Annotated in this window: 17 protein-coding genes; 12 read left to right on the plus strand and 5 right to left on the minus strand. The window is 63.5% G+C overall.

Features of this window, described 5'->3' with window-relative positions; genetic code table 11:
- Positions 1-41 precede the first annotated feature (41 nt).
- The 4 genes from secA to ACNFCI_RS13970 all read left to right on the plus strand — a co-directional run bounded on the left by secA (position 42) and on the right by ACNFCI_RS13970 (position 5,879).
- A complete protein-coding gene (secA, locus tag ACNFCI_RS13955) occupies positions 42-2,780 on the plus strand; it encodes a preprotein translocase subunit SecA (protein WP_084857295.1) in 2,739 nt (912 codons plus the stop codon).
- 179 nt (positions 2,781-2,959) lie between these two features.
- A complete protein-coding gene (gene argJ / locus ACNFCI_RS13960; RefSeq protein WP_416768022.1) occupies positions 2,960-4,177 on the plus strand; it encodes a bifunctional glutamate N-acetyltransferase/amino-acid acetyltransferase ArgJ in 1,218 nt (405 codons plus the stop codon).
- A gap of 128 nt (positions 4,178-4,305) precedes the next feature.
- On the plus strand, positions 4,306-4,938 hold the full coding sequence (locus tag ACNFCI_RS13965) for a glutathione S-transferase family protein (RefSeq protein WP_084857299.1): 633 nt from the start codon (positions 4,306-4,308) through the stop codon (positions 4,936-4,938).
- On the plus strand, positions 4,935-5,879 hold the full coding sequence (locus tag ACNFCI_RS13970; protein ID WP_368829559.1) for a Nudix family hydrolase: 945 nt from the start codon (positions 4,935-4,937) through the stop codon (positions 5,877-5,879). Before ACNFCI_RS13965 ends, ACNFCI_RS13970 begins: the two co-directional genes overlap by 4 nt.
- A 129-nt stretch (positions 5,880-6,008) precedes the next feature.
- Here the strand turns inward: ACNFCI_RS13970 and ACNFCI_RS13975 are convergent, their stop codons facing one another.
- The 3 genes from ACNFCI_RS13975 to ACNFCI_RS13985 are packed head-to-tail and all read right to left on the minus strand — an operon-like array spanning position 6,009 to position 9,564.
- Positions 6,009-6,575: a cob(I)yrinic acid a,c-diamide adenosyltransferase gene (locus ACNFCI_RS13975; protein ID WP_084855795.1), complete on the minus strand. Its 567-nt coding sequence runs from the start codon at positions 6,573-6,575 to the stop codon at positions 6,009-6,011.
- Position 6,576: 1 nt separating this feature from the next.
- Complete coding sequence (locus tag ACNFCI_RS13980; protein ID WP_368829558.1) at positions 6,577-8,607, minus strand: ATP-binding protein; 2,031 nt, start codon at positions 8,605-8,607, stop codon at positions 6,577-6,579.
- Positions 8,608-8,646: 39 nt separating this feature from the next.
- A complete protein-coding gene (locus tag ACNFCI_RS13985) occupies positions 8,647-9,564 on the minus strand; it encodes a putative 2-dehydropantoate 2-reductase (protein WP_084855797.1) in 918 nt (305 codons plus the stop codon).
- A 96-nt stretch (positions 9,565-9,660) separates the two neighbouring features.
- Between ACNFCI_RS13985 and ACNFCI_RS13990 the strand changes: the two genes are divergently transcribed.
- From ACNFCI_RS13990 to ACNFCI_RS14000, 3 genes are all read left to right on the plus strand, one after another.
- Entirely contained in the window at positions 9,661-10,146 is a 486-nt protein-coding gene (locus tag ACNFCI_RS13990) for a YajQ family cyclic di-GMP-binding protein (protein WP_084855798.1), read from the plus strand.
- Positions 10,147-10,264: 118 nt separating this feature from the next.
- Positions 10,265-11,107, plus strand: coding sequence for a mechanosensitive ion channel family protein (locus ACNFCI_RS13995; RefSeq protein ID WP_084855799.1), 843 nt, complete (start codon positions 10,265-10,267; stop codon positions 11,105-11,107).
- 179 nt (positions 11,108-11,286) lie between these two features.
- Positions 11,287-12,528 carry an MFS transporter gene (locus ACNFCI_RS14000; protein ID WP_084855800.1) on the plus strand — a complete coding sequence of 414 codons (1,242 nt, stop codon included), beginning with the start codon at positions 11,287-11,289 and terminating at the stop codon, positions 12,526-12,528.
- Positions 12,529-12,614: 86 nt separating this feature from the next.
- On the opposite strand, the gene ACNFCI_RS14005 is transcribed toward ACNFCI_RS14000, so the two are convergent.
- Positions 12,615-14,162, minus strand: a complete 1,548-nt coding sequence (locus tag ACNFCI_RS14005; protein ID WP_084855801.1) for an AmpG family muropeptide MFS transporter — start codon at positions 14,160-14,162, stop codon at positions 12,615-12,617.
- 44 nt (positions 14,163-14,206) lie between these two features.
- Positions 14,207-14,560 carry an MGMT family protein gene (locus ACNFCI_RS14010; protein WP_324813581.1) on the minus strand — a complete coding sequence of 118 codons (354 nt, stop codon included), beginning with the start codon at positions 14,558-14,560 and terminating at the stop codon, positions 14,207-14,209.
- Between the two features lie 153 nt (positions 14,561-14,713).
- Between ACNFCI_RS14010 and ACNFCI_RS14015 the strand changes: the two genes are divergently transcribed.
- From ACNFCI_RS14015 to groL, 5 genes are all read left to right on the plus strand, one after another.
- The gene (locus tag ACNFCI_RS14015; protein WP_368829557.1) at positions 14,714-15,721 is read left to right on the plus strand and encodes a DUF481 domain-containing protein; all 1,008 of its coding nucleotides are present in this window, start codon (positions 14,714-14,716) and stop codon (positions 15,719-15,721) included.
- A 110-nt stretch (positions 15,722-15,831) separates the two neighbouring features.
- Positions 15,832-16,563, plus strand: a complete 732-nt coding sequence (locus ACNFCI_RS14020) for a HugZ family protein (RefSeq protein ID WP_368829556.1) — start codon at positions 15,832-15,834, stop codon at positions 16,561-16,563.
- A gap of 67 nt (positions 16,564-16,630) precedes the next feature.
- The gene (locus ACNFCI_RS14025; RefSeq protein WP_324813589.1) at positions 16,631-17,092 is read left to right on the plus strand and encodes an FxsA family protein; all 462 of its coding nucleotides are present in this window, start codon (positions 16,631-16,633) and stop codon (positions 17,090-17,092) included.
- Between the two features lie 275 nt (positions 17,093-17,367).
- Positions 17,368-17,661, plus strand: coding sequence for a co-chaperone GroES (locus ACNFCI_RS14030; RefSeq protein WP_012274036.1), 294 nt, complete (start codon positions 17,368-17,370; stop codon positions 17,659-17,661).
- A 48-nt stretch (positions 17,662-17,709) separates the two neighbouring features.
- The gene (gene groL, locus ACNFCI_RS14035; RefSeq protein WP_084855806.1) at positions 17,710-19,353 is read left to right on the plus strand and encodes a chaperonin GroEL; all 1,644 of its coding nucleotides are present in this window, start codon (positions 17,710-17,712) and stop codon (positions 19,351-19,353) included.
- Positions 19,354-19,379 lie beyond the last annotated feature (26 nt).

Raw genomic sequence — 19,379 nt, forward strand, 5'->3', positions numbered from 1 at the left:
GGGGCCGCCCTCCATCCCTAAGTGTGGAAGATCCTGTCGATATGTTTGCGCCTTTGTTAAAGAAACTTTTTGGAAGCAAGAACGAGCGTGAAGTCAAACGCATGCTCAAGACGGTGAATATCGTCAATGCCTTCGAAGAGAAGATGGTGGCCCTCTCCGACGAGCAGCTGCGGGGCAAGACCGCAGAGTTCAAGGAGCGCCTGGCCAAAGGCGAGACCCTCGACCAATTGCTGCCCGAAGCCTTCGCCGTGGCCCGTGAGGCCGGCAAGCGCGTCATGGGCATGCGTCACTTCGATGTGCAGCTGATCGGCGGCATGACCCTGCACGAGGGCATGATCGCAGAAATGCGCACCGGTGAAGGCAAGACGTTAGTCGGTACCCTGGCCGTCTACCTCAACGCACTGTCCGGCAAGGGCGTGCACGTGGTGACGGTGAACGACTACCTGGCCCGCCGTGACGCCAACTGGATGCGTCCGCTGTACGAGTTCCTCGGTCTTTCCGTGGGTATCGTCTCGGCCTTCCAACCGCCGGAGGAGAAGCGCGCCGCCTACGCCGCCGACATCACCTACGGCACCAACAACGAATTCGGTTTCGACTACCTGCGCGACAACATGGCGTTCAGCCAGGAGGAGAAGTTCCAGCGCGAGCTGAACTTCGCCGTGATCGACGAAGTCGACTCCATCCTCATCGACGAAGCTCGTACCCCGCTGATCATCTCCGGCCAGGCCGAGGACAGCTCCAAGCTGTACATCGAGATCAACCGCCTGATCCCACGCCTGACCCAGCACATCGAAGAAGTCGAAGGCCAGGTGACCCAGGAAGGTCACTACACCATCGACGAGAAGAGCCGTCAGGTGGAGCTCAACGAAGCCGGCCACCAGTTCATCGAGGAGATGCTCACCCAGGCCGGCCTGCTGGCCGAGGGCGAGAGCCTCTATTCGGCGCACAACCTGGGGCTGCTGACCCACGTCTATGCCGGCCTGCGCGCCCACAAGCTGTTCCATCGCAACGTCGAATACATTGTCCAGGACGGCCAGGTCCTGCTGATCGACGAGCACACCGGCCGTACCATGCCGGGCCGCCGCCTGTCCGAAGGCCTGCACCAGGCCATCGAGGCGAAGGAAAACCTGAACATCCAGGCCGAGAGCCAGACGCTGGCCTCGACCACCTTCCAGAACTACTTCCGCCTCTACACCAAGCTGGCCGGCATGACCGGCACCGCCGACACCGAGGCCTTCGAGTTCGCTCAGATCTACGGCCTGAACGTGATGGTCATTCCGCCGAACAAGCCATTGGCGCGCAAGGACTTCAACGACCTGGTATACCTGACCGCCGACGAGAAGTACGCGGCGATCATCGCCGACATCAAGGAAAGCATGAAGCAGGGCCGCCCGGTCCTGGTCGGTACGGCCACCATCGAAACCTCCGAGCACATGTCCAACCTGCTGAAGAAGGAAGGTATCGACCACAAGGTGCTCAACGCCAAGTACCACGAGAAGGAAGCCGAAATCATCGCCCAGGCCGGTGCGCCGGGCGCGCTGACCATCGCCACCAACATGGCCGGTCGGGGTACCGACATCCTGTTGGGTGGTAACTGGGAAGCCGAGGTCGCAGCGCTCGAGAACCCGACCCCTGAGCAGATCGCCCAGATCAAGGCCGACTGGCAGAAGCGTCACCAGCAGGTGATCGAGGCTGGCGGCCTGCACGTGATCGCCTCCGAGCGCCACGAATCCCGCCGTATCGACAATCAGCTGCGCGGTCGTGCCGGCCGTCAGGGTGACCCGGGTTCCAGCCGTTTCTACCTGTCGCTCGAAGACAGCCTGATGCGTATCTTCGCCTCCGACCGGGTGAAGAACTTCATGAAGGCCTTGGGGATGCAGTCCGGCGAGGCCATCGAGCATCGCATGGTCACCAACGCCATCGAGAAGGCCCAGCGCAAGGTCGAAGGCCGTAACTTCGACATCCGCAAGCAGTTGCTCGAATACGACGATGTGGCCAACGAGCAGCGCAAGGTGATCTACCACATGCGCAACAGCCTGCTGGCGGCCGACAACATCGGTGACACCATCGCCGAGTTCCGCCAGGAAGTGCTCGATGCCACCATCAGCCAGCACATTCCGCCACAGTCGCTGCCCGAGCAGTGGGACGTGGCCGGCCTGGAAGCTGCTTTGGCCAGCGATTTCGCCATCAAGCTGCCGATCCAGCAGTGGCTCGACGAGGACGAGCGCCTCTACGAGGAGACCCTGCGCGAGAAGCTGCTCAGCGAAATCACCGCAGCCTACAACGAGAAGGAAGACCAGGCCGGCGAGGAAGCCCTGCGTACCTTCGAGAAACAGATCCTGCTGCGTGTACTGGACGATCTGTGGAAGGACCACCTGTCCACCATGGACCACCTGCGTCACGGTATCCACCTGCGCGGCTATGCACAGAAGAACCCGAAGCAGGAGTACAAGCGCGAGTCCTTCAGCCTGTTCCAGGAGCTGCTGGAATCGATCAAGCGCGACACCATCCGTGTGCTGTCCCATGTCCAGGTCCGTCGCGAGGACCCGGCCGAAGAGGAAGCGCGCCTGCGTCGCGAGGCCGAGGAACTGGCCCAGCGCATGCAGTTCCAGCATGCCGCCGCCCCTGGCCTGGAAAGCGAAGAGCAAGCTGCCCAGGAAGGTGCCGAAGTGGCCGTGGCCACCGCGCCGGTGCGCAACGAACAGAAGCTGGGCCGCAACGAGCCATGCTGGTGCGGTTCGGGCAAGAAGTTCAAGCATTGCCACGGCCAGATCGAATGATCTGATCCGCTTGCTGTAACGTGACAAACCTGGGCCGCTGTGCGGCCCATTCGCGGCACAAGGCCGCTCCTACAGAGACTCGAGCATGGTTCTGTAGGAGCGGCCTTGTGCCGCGAATGGGGTGCGAAGCGGCCTCGCTCTTCCATCACCTGTCCACCGTATTTTCTAGGAGCGCTCTAATGGCTGTTGGTCTTGGTCCTTTGCCCACCCTGCACCCGGTTCCCGGTTTTGAACTCGGCATCGCGTCTGCCGGCATCAAGCGCCCTGGGCGCAAGGACGTGGTGGTGATGCGTTGCACCGAAGGCTCCAGCGTCGCGGGTGTGTTCACCCTCAACGCCTTCTGTGCAGCACCGGTGATCCTCTCCAAGCAGCGTGTACAAGGCACCGTGCGCTACCTGCTGACCAACACCGGCAACGCCAATGCCGGCACCGGCGCGCCGGGCCTCGCCGCCGCCGAGCGCACCTGCGCCAAGCTGGCCGAATTGGCGGGTGTCGATGCCAGCACGGTACTGCCGTTCTCCACCGGCGTGATCGGCGAACCGCTGCCGGTCGAGAAGATCGAGGGTGCGCTGCAGGCCGCCCTGGACGACCTGTCGGAAGACAACTGGGCGCAAGCCGCCACCGGCATCATGACCACCGACACCCTGCCCAAGGGTGCCAGCCGCCAGTTCCAGCACGACGGCGTCACCGTCACGGTCACCGGCATCAGCAAGGGCGCCGGGATGATCCGCCCGAACATGGCCACCATGCTCGGCTACATCGCCACCGACGCCAAGGTCGCGCCGGGCGTGCTCAAGGACCTGCTGCTCGACGGCGCCAACAAGTCGTTCAACCGGATCACCATCGACGGCGACACGTCGACCAATGACTGCTGCATGCTGGTCGCCACTGGCAAGGCCAACCTGCCGGAAGTCACTGAAGCCCGCGGTGCGCTGTTCGACGCCCTGAAGCAGGCCGTGTTCGAGGTGTGCATGGAAGTGGCCCAGGCCATCGTGCGCGACGGTGAAGGCGCCACCAAGTTCGTCACCGTGCAGGTCAATGGCGGCGGCAACCACCAGGAGTGCCTGGACGTCGGCTACGCCGTGGCCCACTCGCCGCTGATCAAGACCGCGCTGTTCGCCTCCGACCCCAACTGGGGCCGCATCCTCGCCGCGGTCGGCCGTGCCGGCGTACCGGCGCTGGATGTCAGCCTGATCGACGTGTTCCTCGATGACGTCTGCATCGCCAGCAAGGGTGGTCGTAGCCCGAGCTATACCGAAGAGCAGGGTTCCAAGGTGATGGCCCAGGAGGAAATCACCATTCGCATCGAGCTGGGCCGTGGCCAATGCAGCGAAACCATCTGGACCACCGACCTGTCCCACGAGTACGTGAAGATCACCGCTGAATACGGCCCCTGATTCCGGTGGGGCCGCGACGCGGCCCTTTCGGGGCAAACGGCGGCTACTCCCGGGCCCAGGTAGGCGCGGCCTTGTGCCGCGATGGGCTGCAAGGCAGCCACGAATTTCCAAACCAATGGAGCCGAACCATGAGCTATCACCTGATCATCGGCGACAAGCTGTACTCCTCCTGGTCGCTGCGTGGCGCGCTGGCCCTGGAGCTGGCTGGCGTGCCCTATGAAGAAACGCTGATCAAACTGAACCAGCCCGACACCCGCAAGCGCATCCTCGAGTTCTCGACCAGTGGCAAGGTGCCGCTGCTCAAGACCGAGCATGGTGTGATCGCCGATTCCCTGGCCATCGCCGAGTATCTGGCCGAGCGCCACCCCGACGCCCAGCTGTGGCCTGCCGATGTCACTGCCCGTGCCCAGGCCCGCTCGGCTTGCGCGCAGATGCACAGCGGCTTCATGGCCCTGCGCAGTGCCATGCCATTCGACCTGTCTCGCGACGAGGGCCTGGAAAGCATCCCGCTGGATGTCCAGGTGGATATCGATCGTATGGTCGCCCTGTGGTCCGAATGCCGGCTGGCGGCCAAGGAAAGCGGCCCGTTCCTGTTCGGCAAGCCGAGCCTGGCCGACGCCTTCTTCGCCCCGGTGGCTGTGCGCCTGCGTACCTACCGCGTCGAAGTGCCTGCGCAAGCGGCCACGTACATCGAGACCATCTACCAGTGGCCGGCCTTCCAGGCCTGGCAGAAGGCAGGCCTGGCGGAGCGTGAAGGGTGAAGCGGATTCATGTGGTAGCAGCAGTCATTCGTGGTATCGATGGGCGCATCCTGATCGCTCGGCGCGCCGACACCCAGCACCAGGGCGGCCTGTGGGAGTTCCCCGGCGGCAAGGTGGAGGAGGGCGAGGCCGTCGAGGCGGCGCTGGCCCGTGAGCTGCGCGAGGAACTGGGCATCGAGGTGACCCGTTCCCGGCCGCTGATCAAGGTCAGCCATGATTACCCGGACAAGCAGGTGCTGCTGGATGTCCGTGAAGTCGACGGTTTCACCGGCGAGCCCCATGGCGCCGAAGGCCAGCCGCTGGCCTGGGTGGCGCCCCGGGACCTGGGGCAGTATGACTTCCCCGAGGCCAACACGCCGATCGTGGCAGCCGCCCGCCTGCCAGACCAGTACCTGATCACCCCGGACGGGCTGGACGCGCCGCAGCTGCTGCGCGGTATCCAGAAGGCCATCGCCGGCGGTATCCGCCTGATCCAGCTGCGTGCACCGGACATGTACGACCCCAAGTATCGCGACGTGGCGGTGGATGCGGTCGGCCTGTGTGCCGGCAAGGCCCAGCTGATGCTCAAGGGGCCCTTGGAGTGGTTGGGGGATTTCCCTTCCGCCGGCTGGCACCTGACCTCGGCACAGCTGCGCAAGTACGCTGCCAATGGCCGCCCCTTCCCCAAGGCGCGCTGGCTGGCGGCGTCCTGCCACGATGCCGAGGAGTTGGCCCTGGCCGAGCAAATGGGCGTGGACTTCGTCACCCTGTCGCCGGTGCAGGCGACCCAGACTCATCCGGACGCCACGCCGCTGGGATGGGAGCAGGCGAGGCGGTTGATCCAGGGGATCAACCATCCGGTGTTCCTGCTCGGAGGCGTCGGTGCCGGTGAGCGGGAGCAAGCCTGGGATGCCGGAGCACAGGGTGTTGCCGGGATCCGGGCGTTCTGGCCTGAAGTCTGAGTAATCGGGGCCGCTTTGCGGCCCATCACCGGCAAGCCGGCTCCCGCAGGGCCTGCACAGAACTCAAGCCCTGTGCGGTCCTTGTGGGAGCCGGCTTGCCGGCGATGGGCTACAAAGTAGCCCCAAAAATCAGCCGTTAGGCTTATCCGCAGGCTGCCACAACACCTCAGCCACCCCCTGCCGCCGGCCGATGATCCGCGCCGCCACGAACAGCAGGTCCGACAATCGGTTGATATACGCCAACCCGACCCCCTCCAGCGGCTCGAGCGCATTCAGCTGTTGGCAACGCCGCTCCGCGCTCCGCGCCAGGCTCCGGCACACATGGGCCTGGGCCACCAGCGCCGAGCCGCTGGGCAGGATGAAGTTCTTCAGCGGCCCCAGCTCTTCGTTCCAGCGGTCGATCGCCGCTTCCAGCCGTTCGACCTCTTGGGAATCCAACGCCTGGTAGCTGGGCATCGCCAACTCGCCACCCAGGTCGAACAGCCGGTGCTGACAGGGCGCAAGGACCTCGATCACCTCCTGCAGCCCTTCGCTGGCGAGCCCTGCGAGCAGCAGGCCCAGTTGACTGTTGAGGCTGTCCACCTCGCCAATGGCTTCGATGCGTGGGTGGTCCTTAGGCACCCTGCGCCCATCGCCCAGGCCGGTCTCGCCTTTGTCGCCGGTGCGGGTGTAGATCTTCGACAGGCGATAGCCCATGTCATGCCTCCGTGGTGCCCGGTGCCGTCGGCGCCGGTTGGCCAAGGGGCAGGCGCAAGGTGAAGCAGGTACCCTGGCCGGGGGCGGAATGCACTTCCATTTGCCCCTTGTGGTTGTTGGTGATGATGAAATACGAGACCGACAAGCCCAAGCCGGTGCCCTGCCCAATCTCCTTGGTGGTGAAGAACGGTTCGAAGGTTCGCTTGCGTACGGCTTCGGGCATGCCGACGCCATTGTCTTCCACCTGGATTTCCGCCCACGGCGGGTTGAGCCGGGTGCGCAGGGTGATGCGCCCCGGTTCGCTGGTTTGCGGGCGCTGGTGGATGGCCTGGGCGGCGTTCTTGAGCAGGTTGAGCAGCACCTGCTCCAGCTCGTTGGCCGTGCAGGGCACTGGCCCGAGTGCCGGGTCGAATTGACGCACGATGTGTTGGCCCTTGAAGTCGAAGCCGATGGCCAAATCGAAGTCGTTGCCGGCGATTTCCACGGCCTGGTCGATCAGCGCCGGCAGATCGCAGGGCGCCAGCTGACGGTTGCTGCGGCGGCTGAAACTGAGCATGTGGGTGACGATCTTCGCTGCGCGCGCGCCGGCTTGTTGGATGCCATCGAGCAGCTGGGGCACCTCGCGGCTTTCCAGGTAGCGGTTGACGCTGGACAGGTCGATGTCCAGCTCGGCCGCCTGCTCCTGGTTGCGAGGCAGCTCCGGCGACAGCCGTCGGCGGATGTTCTGCACGTTGTGCAGGATGGCCCCCAGGGGGTTGTTGATCTCGTGGGCCATGCCCGCGGCGAGCCCGCCCACCGAGAGCATCTTCTCCGACTGCACCATCATCTCTTCCAGCGAGAGGCGCTGGGTGATGTCGTCGATGCGGATCACCACGCCACGCCCTCCGCCGCCCGTCAACGGGTAGAAGGTCAGGGCGTAGTGGCGCACGTCCTCGCCCTTGGGCCAGGTGACCCGTTCGATCTTCGCCACGCGGTGTTTTTCCACGCTTTCCTTGAGTTGCGGAAGGAACGGCTTGAGCGGCTCGAAGGCGATGAAGATCGGCTGGTTCAGTGCCTCGTCCAGCGGTGTGCCGGAGAGCACCGTGGCTTCATGGTTCCACTGGGTCACGTAGAGCTGTTCATCGAGGGCGATCAGGGCCGAAGGCATGGAGTCGATGATGCTGTTGAGGTAGTTTTGGAAGCCCGTGAGCTTCTTCTCGATCTTGCTGCGGACCTGGACTTCCAGTTCCAGCTTGCGATTGGTGTGTCGCGTTTCTTCGGCCAGGCCCTGGGCCTGGTCATAGGCCATCTGGAATTCGTCGCGGGTGCGCTTGAGCTGTTGCTCGCGAGCCTCGATGCGCGAGAGCATGGTATTGAAGGCGTTGGCCAGGCTGCCGATCTCGTCGTCGTTGCCGCGTTGGGCGCGCAGGGCGTAGCTTTCCTCACGGGTGACCTGGCGGCTCAGCTCCTCGAGCTGGTTGATCGGTTCGGTGATCAGGCGCTTGATCTGCCGGGCGATGAGCAACCACAGCAGCACACTGAAGACCAGGATCGCCAGGCTCGCGGTGAGGGTGCCAGTGTAGAAGGCCGTCGGCAGTTCGCTGCTGGCGACCAGCAGCAGGTGGGCCGGGGGCTGGCCTTCGCGGGGCAGAGGGATCAGCTGGGTGCTGCGAAATTCCATCATGCGCCAGCCGCTGATGTTGCGAAAACGCTTGGGCAGCGCCAGCGGGTCACCATGTTGCAACTGTGCGAGCATGCGCCCATCGCCGCCATAGAGGGCGGCGGCGCGCAGGGGAGAGTAGCTGTCCAGTTCCTTGAGCAGTGCGCTGGCCGCCTCCTGCGAGTCGCCGGCACGCGCCGACAGCTGTGGGTTGGATACCAGCCGGCCGATGGTGTGCAGGGCCTGGGGCGCCATGCTTTCCTGGGTGATCCAATAGGCGGCGCTGATGAAAGCCAGGTTGGCTACCAGCAGGATGGTGACCAGCAGTACCAGCAAGGCCGCCAGCAGTTTCTGCCCGACCGGGAGGTTTTCCAGGCGTTGGCGCAGGGTCATGGGCGAGGCGGTGTCCTCTGTGCGGTTGATGGGGCAGCGTCAGTCGCTGGGCAGGCCACGGGCCTGCAAGCTATCGACCAGGCGCTGGTGCAGGCGTTCCAGGTGCGGCAGGCCCAGACCATGGCGGGCTGCGGTCCGGCAGGCATGGCCGAGCAGGTAGTGCACTTCGGTGCGCCGACCATGGCGTACGTCCTGGTACATGGAAGAATAGTTGGCTGCCGTGGCCAGGATGACCCGCTGTACTTCCTCGTACAGCCTGTCGGCGGCCTGGGGCTGGCCACAATGGCGCAGCAGTGCGGCGAGCTCGTCGCACAGTGTGGCGACTTCTCCCAGGTGTTCCAACAGGCCACCGTTATGGCAGTCGTGAAGCACCGTCAGGGGGTTGATCGCACAATTGAGCGCCAGCTTGCGCCACAGGCGGGTGTTGATATCCACCGTCCATTCGGCGGGGATGGCGGCTTCGGCCAGTTCGTCGTACCAGTGCGGCATGGTGGGGTTGGCGGGGTCGCCCAGCCAGTTGAAGCCTTGCCCGGCGAAGCGTACGCGCCAGTCGTCCTCGCGAAAGGCGCCTTCGGTGCTCGAGGCGAAGATGCAGCGGGCCCGAGGCACCTGCTCGGCGACTTCGTCCTGGCTGCCCAGGCCGTTCTGCAGCAGAACCAGTTCGGCCCCTTCGGCCAGGCGCGACGCCAGGCGGGCCACGGCAGGGGCGGCGTCATAGGCCTTGCAGGCCACCAGCAGGCGATGGATCGGCCCATGGGCACCGGGGCTCTCGGCCGGGATCGCATAGCGGCTGGCCTGGTCATGCTCGACCAGGGTCAGGCCGCCGACGGCCTGGTAGGCGGCCACGCGCTGTTCGTCACGCAGGACCAGGCGCACCGCCTTGCCCGCGCGGGCCAGGCGGCAGGCCCAGAGGCTGCCGAGGCTACCGGCGCCGAGAATATGCCAGGTGCTGCTCATCTGCGTTTCGCAACCCGTTATAATGAGCCCGCATTTTAACCGTCAAACCTGGCGCGCTCCATCCGACCGAGCGCGCTTTTATTTTGGAGAACAACCATGCCTTCGTTCGACGTGGTATCGGAACTGGACAAGCACGAAGTCACCAACGCCGTGGACAACGCGGTGAAGGAACTGGACCGTCGCTACGACCTCAAGGGCAAGGGCAGCTTCGAGTTCAAGGACAAGGAGCAGACCGTGCTCCTGACCGCCGAGGCGGAATTCCAGCTCGAGGCGATGATCGAGATCCTGCGCCTGGCCCTGGTCAAGCGCAAGATCGACGTCAAATGCCTGGAAGTCAAGGATGCCTACCCCTCCGGCAAGGAAATGAAGCAGGAAGCCAAGTTCCGCGAGGGTATCGATAAAGAACTGGCCAAGAAGATCGTCGCTACCATCAAGGACGCCAAGCTCAAGGTCCAGGCCGCCATCCAGGGCGAGCAGGTGCGGGTCACCGGCAAGAAGCGCGACGACCTGCAGGAAGCCATCGCCCTGCTGCGCACCAAGGAATTCGACATGCCGCTGCAGTTCAACAACTTCCGCGACTGACCGTTTGTGAAACAGGAACCTTGATGGCCTAGTGATGTCCATCGGAACCTGGGGCCGCGAGATCTTCGCGGCCTGTTTTTTTCGTGTACATGCCGTTTGGCATCAGGAGATGAAATAGATGGACTTGAATGCTGAAGTGGACCAGCTGGTCCGCCAGTCGCAGACCTGGATCCCGTTGATCATGGAATACGGCAGCCGTGTGCTGCTGGCATTGGTGACCCTGGGCATCGGCTGGTGGGTGACCAACAAGATCAGTGACCGCCTGGGCCGGCTAGTGGGCCTGCGCGCGCCTGATCCCGCATTGCAGGGTTTCATCAAGACCATCGCCAACATCGTGTTGAAGGTTCTGCTGGTCATCAGCGTGGCCTCCATGATCGGCATCGAGACGACCTCGTTCGTGGCGGCCATCGGTGGTTCGGCCCTGGCCATCGGCCTCGCTTTGCAGGGCAGCCTGGGCAACTTCGCCGGAGGGGTGCTGATCCTGTTGTTCCGCCCGTTCCGTGTCGGTGACTGGATCGAGGCCCAAGGAGTCAGCGGCACTGTCGACAGTATCCAGATCTTCCATACCGTGCTGCGCACCGGTGACAACAAGACCGTGATCATGCCCAACGGCAACCTGTCCAACGGCATCATCACCAACTACAACCGCCAGCCGACCCGCAAGGTGGTGTTCGACGTGGGTGTGGATTACGACGCTGATCTGCAAAAGGCTCGCAACGTTCTGTTGGAGCTGGCCAAGGACCCGCGCGTGCTGCAGGACCCGGCTCCGGAAGCCGTGGTGTCGACCCTGGGCGACAGCGCCATTACCGTCTCCCTGCGTGCCTGGGTCAAAACCGCTGACTACTGGAGCGTGATGTTCATGCTCAATGAACAGGCCCGTGATCGCCTGAAGGCCGAGGGTATCGACATTCCGTTCCCGCAGCGGGTGATCCGCGTGGTACAGGAAGCGGCTGCGCAGTAAAGCCGGTGTTCCTGGGGCTGCTTTGCAGCCCTTTCGCGGGGCAAGCCCACTCCTACAGACGACTGTGGGGGCGGGCTTGCCCCGCGATGCGTTGGTAGCCATTACACTTGTTCACAGCCTCGCCCCGCCGTTTCTGGCATATAGGCTGGCCCCTCCTGTTTTTCAAGCTGTCTTCGACCATGAAACCATTGCTGTACATCACGCCCCTGCGTGCCTTGCTGTTCGGGCTGACCTTGGCCCTGTTCGAATTGCTGACCTACCTGGCCAGCGATGCGGTCATGCCCGCCATGCCGGTGGTGGTCGACGATCTGAAGGCCAGCCCCGAATACATTCCCCATGCCCTGAACCTGTACCTGCTCGGTGGTGTGCTGCTGCAGTGGCTGATCGGCCCCTTGGCCGACCGCTATGGGCGGCGGCCGCTGCTGCTGGCCGGTTGTGCGTTCTTCGGCCTGGCGTGCTTGGCCACCTACTGGGTGCACGACATTGGCCTGTTCAACCTGCTGCGCCTGTTGCAGGGCATTGGCCTGGGCTTCGTGGTGACGGTCAGCTATCCGGCGCTCAACGAGGCCTTCAGCGAGGCCGATGCCGTGCGCATGATGGCCCTGTTGGCCAACATCGCCCTGTTGTCGCCGCTGCTGGGGCCGCTGGTGGGGACCCTGATGCTGCAATGGCTGGATTGGCGCTGGTTGTTCGTGGCGTTTGCCGTGGGCGCTGTACTGACCTGGGCGCTGCTCTACCGATTGATGCCGGAGACCCTGGGCGTGGAGCGCCGCGATGGTTCGCGCCTGCCGTTCACGCCGATCCACCTGCTGCCGTTGCTCGCCGGTTATGGCCAACTGCTGGGCAACTCTCGCTTCGTCGCGGGCAGTGCGGCGCTCGGGCTGGTGGGCTTGCCGCTGATCGGCTGGATCGGCCTGTCGCCGGTGTTGCTGATCACTGACGAAGGTTTGAGCACGATGGAGTACGCCCTGTGGCAGTTGCCGGTGTTCGGTGGGTTGATCCTGGGCAACCTGATCATCAACCGTATCGCCGACCGCTACCCCTTGGCCAGCCTGGTGCGCGGGGCGCTTTGGCCATACCTGGCAGGGCTGTGCCTGATGGCGCTGGCGACTTGGTACTGGCCGACGGTGACCAGCCTGGTAGCGGGCATGTCGCTGTATGCGCTGGGCTTGGGTGTGGCCAATGCCGTGTTGTATCGCATGACGCTGTTCGCCAGCGAGCAGAGCAAGGGGCTGGTATCGGCGATGCTGGGGATGATCACCATCGCCCTGCTGGGGCTCGGTGGCGCGGTGCTGGCGATGCTGGGGGCGGGGGCGAGCCTGGTGCACTTTGCCCTGGGCGCCGGCCTTGCCGGAGCATTGGCGCTGTGGCCGTTGTGGTTTGTGGTAGGCGGGCGTCGGGACCAAGGTGCTGTGGTCTAGGTCCTAGGGCCGCATCGCGTAGCAAGCCCGCACCTACAGGGACTTACCCCCTCTGTAGGCGCGGGCTTGTCCCGCGATGGGCTGCATCAAGGCTGCTCGGCCGCGGAATTGTCCACAGGCGCCGGCTTGCCACGCCCGGCCTCTTGGTGCCAGTGCAGGGCGATCAGGATCAGCGTCGGTACGCCCAGCAGGGCCGTGATCAGGAAGAAATCGTGGTAGCCGAACTTCTCCACCAGCACCCCTGAGTAACCGCCGATCAGACGCGGTAGCAGCAGCATGATCGAGCTGAGCAGTGCGTACTGGGTGGCCGAGAACTTCAGGTTGGTCAGGCTCGACAGGTAGGCCACGAATGCCGAGGTGGCAAGGCCCGAGCTGAAGTTGTCGAGGGAGATGGTGACCACCAGCATTTCCAGGTTCGGGCCCATGTCGGCCAGCATCAGGAACAGGATGTTGGTCGCCGCCGAGGCTGCACCACCGATGAACAGGATCGGCAGGATGCCGAAGCGTACGATCAGCAGGCCGCCGGCCCCGGCACCGACCAATGTCATGATCAATCCGAAGATCTTGCTGACGCTGGCGATCTGGTCCTTGGTGAAGCCTTGATCGATGTAGAACACGTTGGCCATCACGCCCATCACCGTATCGGACATGCGATAGGTAGCGATCAGCCCGAGCAGCAGCAACGCCTGCCAGCGATAACGCAGGATGAAGTCGTTGACCGGCGTCAACACCGGTGCCAGGCCTCTTCGGCCCAGGGACGACAGGCAAGCCCAGGTCAGCAGCACATAGAGGATCAGGCGCAGGAAGGCACGATCCTCGAGCAGCAGGTCGAGCATGGTCGCATCACCAGCAATCACGCTGGACCAGCCGGTATTGAACATCTGCGTGAAGCTCGCCGGCACCGACACCAGCAGAATGATCAGCACGAACACCGACGCCAGCTGGTGGACCAGGCCGTAGCGCGCAGCCGACAGCTGGGTACGCATCGGCACGGGCGGCTCGCGCATCACCAGGGTGGTGAACACCGCAGGTAGCATCAGTACGCCGAACAGCACATAGGTGCCGGTCCAGGCCTTGTGCAGGTAGCTGAAACCGGTGGAGCCGAACCATTCGGCGAAGAACAGCGCACCGGCCGTGGCGAGCAGGGCCGCGACACGGTAGCCGGCCATGTAGCTGGCAGCCAGGGCGGCCTGGCGCTGGTCATCTGCGATTTCCAGGCGGTAGGCATCCACGGCGATGTCCTGGGTCGCCGAGGCGAAAGCCACCAGCACGGCCAGGGCGATCAGCCAGGACAGGTGTTTCTGTGGATCGCACAAGCCCATGCCGACCAGGCCGACCACGACCAGGGCCTGCGACAGCAACAGCCAGGAGCGGCGCCGGCCAAGGCGACCGAGCACCGGCAGGCGCCATTGGTCCAGTAGCGGCGACCAGACCCATTTGAACGCGTAGGCAAGGCCGATCAGGCTGGCATAGCCGATGGTCTCGCGTGCTACGCCTGCTTCCCGAAGCCACACGGAAAGCGTCGAAAACACCAGCATGTAGGGCAGGCCGGCAGCGAATCCAAGCAGCAAAAGCACCAAGGTCGACGGGCTGGCATAGGCAGCGAGCGCAGCGCGCCAGGTTTTACGGGGCATGGGCCAACATCTGCCTCAACATTTGCGAAAACAAAGCGCGCACTCTAACCGCTGTGCTCCATCGGACGCCAGCCATGACGCGACATATCGACGCGATTGTTCACGACTGCAACGCCTTCTGCACGCAGACGAGCACGCTGTTCATCCCCCGATGGCGTGCCCAGCGCCAGGCTCAGGCGGCCGCCTGCACCCAGCACCCGGTGCCAGGGCAGGCGGGTGTCCACCGGGAGTTGCCCGAGCGTGCGCCCGACCCAGCGGGCTGCGCGCCCCAGGCCGGCCAGCTCGGCCAGCTGGCCATAGCTGACGACCTTGCCGGGCGGAATCTGGCCAAGCACCGAGTAAAGCGCCATTCGTCGGCCCTCGGCATCTTCCGCTGGCCCAGGAAGGGGCGCCGGCATCACTGCAGCCCTGGCCTGTGGATGAAAGCGGACCGGCGGTCGGGGTAAATGAGAGTTGAACTCAACGGCATGGTCTGGGTCTGTCCTTGCTCTGGTCGTGGTGATCTGGATAATGCCCGGCTTTTTTTGGTAAATCGAACCCGTAGTCAGCTTATGTATCCTAGAACCCTGCTATGCATCCTTGCCGCTTCACTCTGCGCGCCGGCGCTCGCCGACACCGTGTGGATGAAGAACGGCGACAGGCTCAGCGGCAAGATCAAGGTCTTCGATGGCGGCAAGTTGTTGCTGGAAACCCCGTATGGCGGTTCCATCGCCCTGGACTGGAAAGAAGTGCAGACCCTGGAAAGCGACCAGGAACTGCTGGTCAAGCAGGACGCCTACAACGGCGAGAAGACCAAGTCGCTCAAGGCTGCCGAACCGGGCAAGGTGACCCTGGCCAATGGCGAGGCGCCCAAGACCGTGGACCTGGCGAGCATCGAACAGATCATGAAGCCCAAGCCATTGGTCGAGGACTTCCTGTGGAAGGGCAACGTCGATGTGGCCATGGACTACAAGCGCGCCGAGAACGATACCGACGACTACGACGTCAGCTTCAAGACCACCGCGCGCCATGGTCGCTGGCGGCACAATGCCGAAGGCGAATACAACCGTGAGACCAAGGACGACGTCACCACCACCAACAACTGGAGCGCTGAATACGCCCTGGACCGTTTCATCACCGACCAGTGGTTCTGGCAGGGGCGCATGGAATACAAGCGCGACCACATCGAGGACTTGGCGCGCCAGCGTACCGTCGGTACAGGCCCGGGCTACCAGTTCTGGGACGACGAGCTGGGGGCGTTCTCCCTCGGTTCGCTGATCAACCGCACCGATTTCGAATACCGGGACGGTGGCAAGGACAACTTCTATTCCGCGGCGCTGAAGTGGGACTACAACCGCTACCTGATCGGCAAGAGCGTCGAGATCTTCACCAATGGCGAATTCGGCAAGCCTCTGGGTGGCGTGGCCGATTACTCGCTGGATGCCGAGGCGGGCCTGCGCTACAAGGTCACCGAATGGGCCTCGCTCAACCTCAAGGCGGAGAAGGACATCATCAGCGGAACCCGGGACAGCGACCTGGACAAGACCCGTTACACGGCCGGCTTCGGGGTGACCTGGTAGGGCGCAAGGTGACTCGCGCCTGCAACGGGTGTGACAAGGCGGCGATTGGCAGTGGGCAGTGATAGTGCTTATCTTGTCCGCATCCAGTCCGCCGCCCAGGAGCGCGCTTCGTGAGTAACAATGCCATCCGCCCCGCCCGGGAACTGCTGCTCAAGGAATACCGTGGCGTCCTTTCGACCCATTCCAAGTCCATGCCCGGTTTCCCCTTTGGTTCGGTGGTGCCGTACTGCCTGGACGGCGATGGACACCCGCTGATCCTGATCAGCCGTATCGCCCAGCACACCCATAACCTGCAGAAGGACGCTAAGTGTTCGCTACTGGTAGGCGAGCGCGATGCCGAGGATGTCCAGGCCGTGGGGCGGCTGACGATCATGGCGCAGGCCTGCAAGCTCACCGACGAGGCCGCCATCGAGGCGGCGGCCGAGCGCTACTACCGCTACTTCCCCGATGCGGCGAACTACCACAAGGCGCACGACTTCGATTTCTGGGTACTGGAGCCTGTACGTCACCGCTACATCGGCGGCTTCGGCGCGATCCACTGGCTCGACCAGGTGACCCTGGCCAACCCCTTCGCCGGCCAAGTCGAGGCGAGCATGGTCGAGCACATGAACAACGACCATGCCAATGCCATCGCCCACTACGTCGAGCTCACCAACCTGCCGCGCACGGCGCCGGCGCAACTGGTGGGCATCGACAGCGAGGGCATGCACCTGCGAATCGGTCAGGGCATCCACTGGCTGGCGTTTCCCACTGTTTGCAATACGCCGATACAGGTTCGCGAAGCCTTGGTTTTACTGGCTCGCGCCGACCAATGGCCGGTTGCGGCGAAGGTCGAGGGTTGAAAACAGGCACACACGCATCCATCTGATGGTCTTATTGGAAGGTTTTCTTCCGCCGAGGATCCCTTGAATGCGTGCTTTTCTACTGCTGTTCCTGATTTTTCCGGTGCTGGAGCTGTTCGTCTTCGTCAAGGTCAGCGCCGCCATCGGTTTCTTCCCGGCGTTGCTGTTGATCATCGCCGGTTCTGCCCTGGGTGTGCTGGTGATGCGTGTGGCAGGCCTCGCGACCGCCCTGCGTGCCCGTGAAAGCCTGCAGCGCGGCGAACTGCCCGCCGAGGACATGTTCCAGGGCATGATGCTGGCCGTCGCTGGCGGCCTGCTGTTGTTGCCCGGTTTCATCAGCGACGTGCTGGGCCTGCTGTGCCTGTTGCCGTTCACCCGCCACCTGGCCGCACGCAAGATGCGCCAGCGTGCCGAAGCCCAGGCCATGCGCCAACGCGCCTTCCAGGACGACCCGTTCCAGGCGCAGCCGCGTGACGGTGGTCATCGCCCGAATGTGATCGAGGGCGAGTACGAGCGCCGCGACAAGTAATATCGCTGGGGCCGCTTCGCGCCCCTTCCGTGGCTTTGTGCCAGGAAGGGGGGGCGAAGCGGCCCAGTTTTTTTGCCTGAAAAAAATTTTTACGTACCAAGCCTTGTAATTGATTTCGCCGACCACATGTATGGGTCACCGCAAGGTTTCTGGTGGCAACACCAGACATATATACGGGGTTCGCCCGGGCGAGCCCCGACCGGCAACGCCGGACCGTATCAACCCGCCGGTATCGACACCGGCCGATGAAAACCACAATTTGGGAGAGATCGACAATGAAGCTTCGTCCTCTGCATGACCGCGTCGTCATCCGTCGCAGCGAAGAAGAATCGAAAACCGCTGGCGGTATCGTCCTGCCGGGTTCGGCCGCTGAAAAACCAAACCGCGGCGAAGTCGTCGCCGTCGGCACCGGTCGCATCCTGGAAAACGGCGAAGTACGCGCGCTGGCCGTGAAAGTGGGTGACAAAGTGGTTTTCGGCCCCTACTCGGGCAGTAACACCGTGAAAGTCGATGGCGAAGACCTGCTGGTCATGGCTGAAAACGAAATCCTGGCCGTCATCGAAGGCTGATTTCCCCGACTTCCCGTTACTCCAAAGATTTTCAAGGAATAAACGATCATGGCTGCTAAAGACGTAAAATTCGGCGATTCCGCTCGTAAGAAAATGCTGGTTGGTGTCAACGTTCTGGCTGACGCCGTCAAAGCGACCCTGGGCCCGAAAGGCCGCAACGTGGTCCTGGCCAAGAGCTTCGGCGCGCCGACCATCACCAAGGACGGCGTTTCCGTCGCCAAGGAAATCGAGCTGAAGGACGCCTTCGAGAACATGGGCGCCCAGCTGGTCAAGGAAGTCGCTTCCAAGGCCAACGACGCTGCCGGTGACGGCACCACCACCGCTACCGTCCTGGCCCAGGCCATCGTCAACGAAGGCCTGAAGGCCGTTGCTGCCGGCATGAACCCGATGGACCTCAAGCGCGGTATCGACAAGGCCACCGCCGCCATCGTCGCCGAACTGAAAAACCTGTCCAAGCCATGCGCCGACTCCAAGGCCATCGCCCAGGTAGGTACCATCTCCGCCAACTCCGACACCTCCATCGGTGAGATCATCGCCGAAGCCATGGAAAAGGTCGGTAAAGAAGGCGTGATCACCGTTGAAGAAGGCTCGGGCCTGGAAAACGAACTGTCCGTCGTTGAGGGCATGCAGTTCGACCGTGGCTACCTGTCGCCGTACTTCATCAACAAGCCGGACACCATGGTTGCCGAGCTGGAAAGCCCGCTGCTGCTGCTGGTCGACAAGAAGATCTCCAACATCCGCGAGCTGCTGCCTGTTCTGGAAGCCGTTGCCAAGGCCGGCCGTCCGCTGCTGATCGTTGCCGAGGACGTCGAAGGCGAAGCCCTGGCCACCCTGGTGGTCAACAACATGCGCGGCATCGTCAAGGTCGCTGCTGTCAAGGCACCTGGCTTCGGCGACCGCCGCAAGGCCATGCTGCAGGACATCGCCACCCTGACCGGCGGCCAGGTCATCTCCGAGGAAATCGGCCTGACCCTGGAAACCACCACCCTGGAGCACCTGGGTAACGCCAAGCGCGTGATCCTGTCCAAGGAAAACACCACCATCATCGATGGCGCCGGTTCCGACGCCGACATCGAAGCACGCGTCAAGCAGATCCGTGCCCAGATCGAAGAGACTTCCTCGGACTACGACCGTGAGAAGCTGCAAGAGCGTCTGGCCAAGCTGGCTGGCGGTGTTGCCGTGATCAAGGTCGGTGCTGGCACCGAAGTCGAGATGAAAGAGAAGAAGGCTCGCGTCGAAGACGCCCTGCACGCTACCCGTGCAGCCGTCGAAGAAGGCGTGGTGCCTGGCGGTGGTGTTGCCCTGGTGCGTGCCCTGCAAGCCGTTGCCGACCTCAAGGGCGAGAACGAAGACCAGAACGTTGGTATCGCGCTGCTGCGTCGCTCGGTCGAAGCTCCGCTGCGTCAGATCACTGCCAACGCCGGCGACGAGCCAAGCGTTGTCGCTGACAAGGTCAAGCAAGGTTCGGGCAACTACGGCTACAACGCTGCTACCGGCGAATACGGCGACATGATCGAGATGGGTATCCTGGACCCAGCCAAGGTCACCCGTTCGGCCCTGCAAGCCGCAGCTTCGATCGGCGGTCTGATGATCACCACCGAAGCGATGGTTGCCGACCTGCCGGAAGACAAGCCAGCAGCTGGCGGCATGCCAGACATGGGCGGCATGGGTGGCATGGGCGGCATGATGTAAGCCAGCCTTACCCTCTGCTGTAACAA

The organism is Pseudomonas sp. NY15356 (genome assembly GCF_048068175.1).
GTDB classification, from domain to species: domain Bacteria; phylum Pseudomonadota; class Gammaproteobacteria; order Pseudomonadales; family Pseudomonadaceae; genus Aquipseudomonas; species Aquipseudomonas putida_K.

What these genes read in the sequence shown, in the direction of transcription:
- secA (WP_084857295.1), top strand. Translation starts at nt 42, where the DNA reads ATGTTTGCGCCTTTGTTAAAGAAACTTTTTGGAAGCAAGAACGAGCGT.
- argJ (WP_416768022.1), top strand. Translation starts at nt 2,960, where the DNA reads ATGGCTGTTGGTCTTGGTCCTTTGCCCACCCTGCACCCGGTTCCCGGT.
- ACNFCI_RS13965 (WP_084857299.1), top strand. Translation starts at nt 4,306, where the DNA reads ATGAGCTATCACCTGATCATCGGCGACAAGCTGTACTCCTCCTGGTCG.
- ACNFCI_RS13975 (WP_084855795.1), bottom strand. Translation starts at nt 6,575, where the DNA reads ATGGGCTATCGCCTGTCGAAGATCTACACCCGCACCGGCGACAAAGGC.
- ACNFCI_RS13980 (WP_368829558.1), bottom strand. Translation starts at nt 8,607, where the DNA reads ATGACCCTGCGCCAACGCCTGGAAAACCTCCCGGTCGGGCAGAAACTG.
- ACNFCI_RS13985 (WP_084855797.1), bottom strand. Translation starts at nt 9,564, where the DNA reads ATGAGCAGCACCTGGCATATTCTCGGCGCCGGTAGCCTCGGCAGCCTC.
- ACNFCI_RS13990 (WP_084855798.1), top strand. Translation starts at nt 9,661, where the DNA reads ATGCCTTCGTTCGACGTGGTATCGGAACTGGACAAGCACGAAGTCACC.
- ACNFCI_RS13995 (WP_084855799.1), top strand. Translation starts at nt 10,265, where the DNA reads ATGGACTTGAATGCTGAAGTGGACCAGCTGGTCCGCCAGTCGCAGACC.
- ACNFCI_RS14000 (WP_084855800.1), top strand. Translation starts at nt 11,287, where the DNA reads ATGAAACCATTGCTGTACATCACGCCCCTGCGTGCCTTGCTGTTCGGG.
- ACNFCI_RS14005 (WP_084855801.1), bottom strand. Translation starts at nt 14,162, where the DNA reads ATGCCCCGTAAAACCTGGCGCGCTGCGCTCGCTGCCTATGCCAGCCCG.
- ACNFCI_RS14010 (WP_324813581.1), bottom strand. Translation starts at nt 14,560, where the DNA reads ATGCCGGCGCCCCTTCCTGGGCCAGCGGAAGATGCCGAGGGCCGACGA.
- ACNFCI_RS14015 (WP_368829557.1), top strand. Translation starts at nt 14,714, where the DNA reads ATGTATCCTAGAACCCTGCTATGCATCCTTGCCGCTTCACTCTGCGCG.
- ACNFCI_RS14025 (WP_324813589.1), top strand. Translation starts at nt 16,631, where the DNA reads ATGCGTGCTTTTCTACTGCTGTTCCTGATTTTTCCGGTGCTGGAGCTG.
- ACNFCI_RS14030 (WP_012274036.1), top strand. Translation starts at nt 17,368, where the DNA reads ATGAAGCTTCGTCCTCTGCATGACCGCGTCGTCATCCGTCGCAGCGAA.
- groL (WP_084855806.1), top strand. Translation starts at nt 17,710, where the DNA reads ATGGCTGCTAAAGACGTAAAATTCGGCGATTCCGCTCGTAAGAAAATG.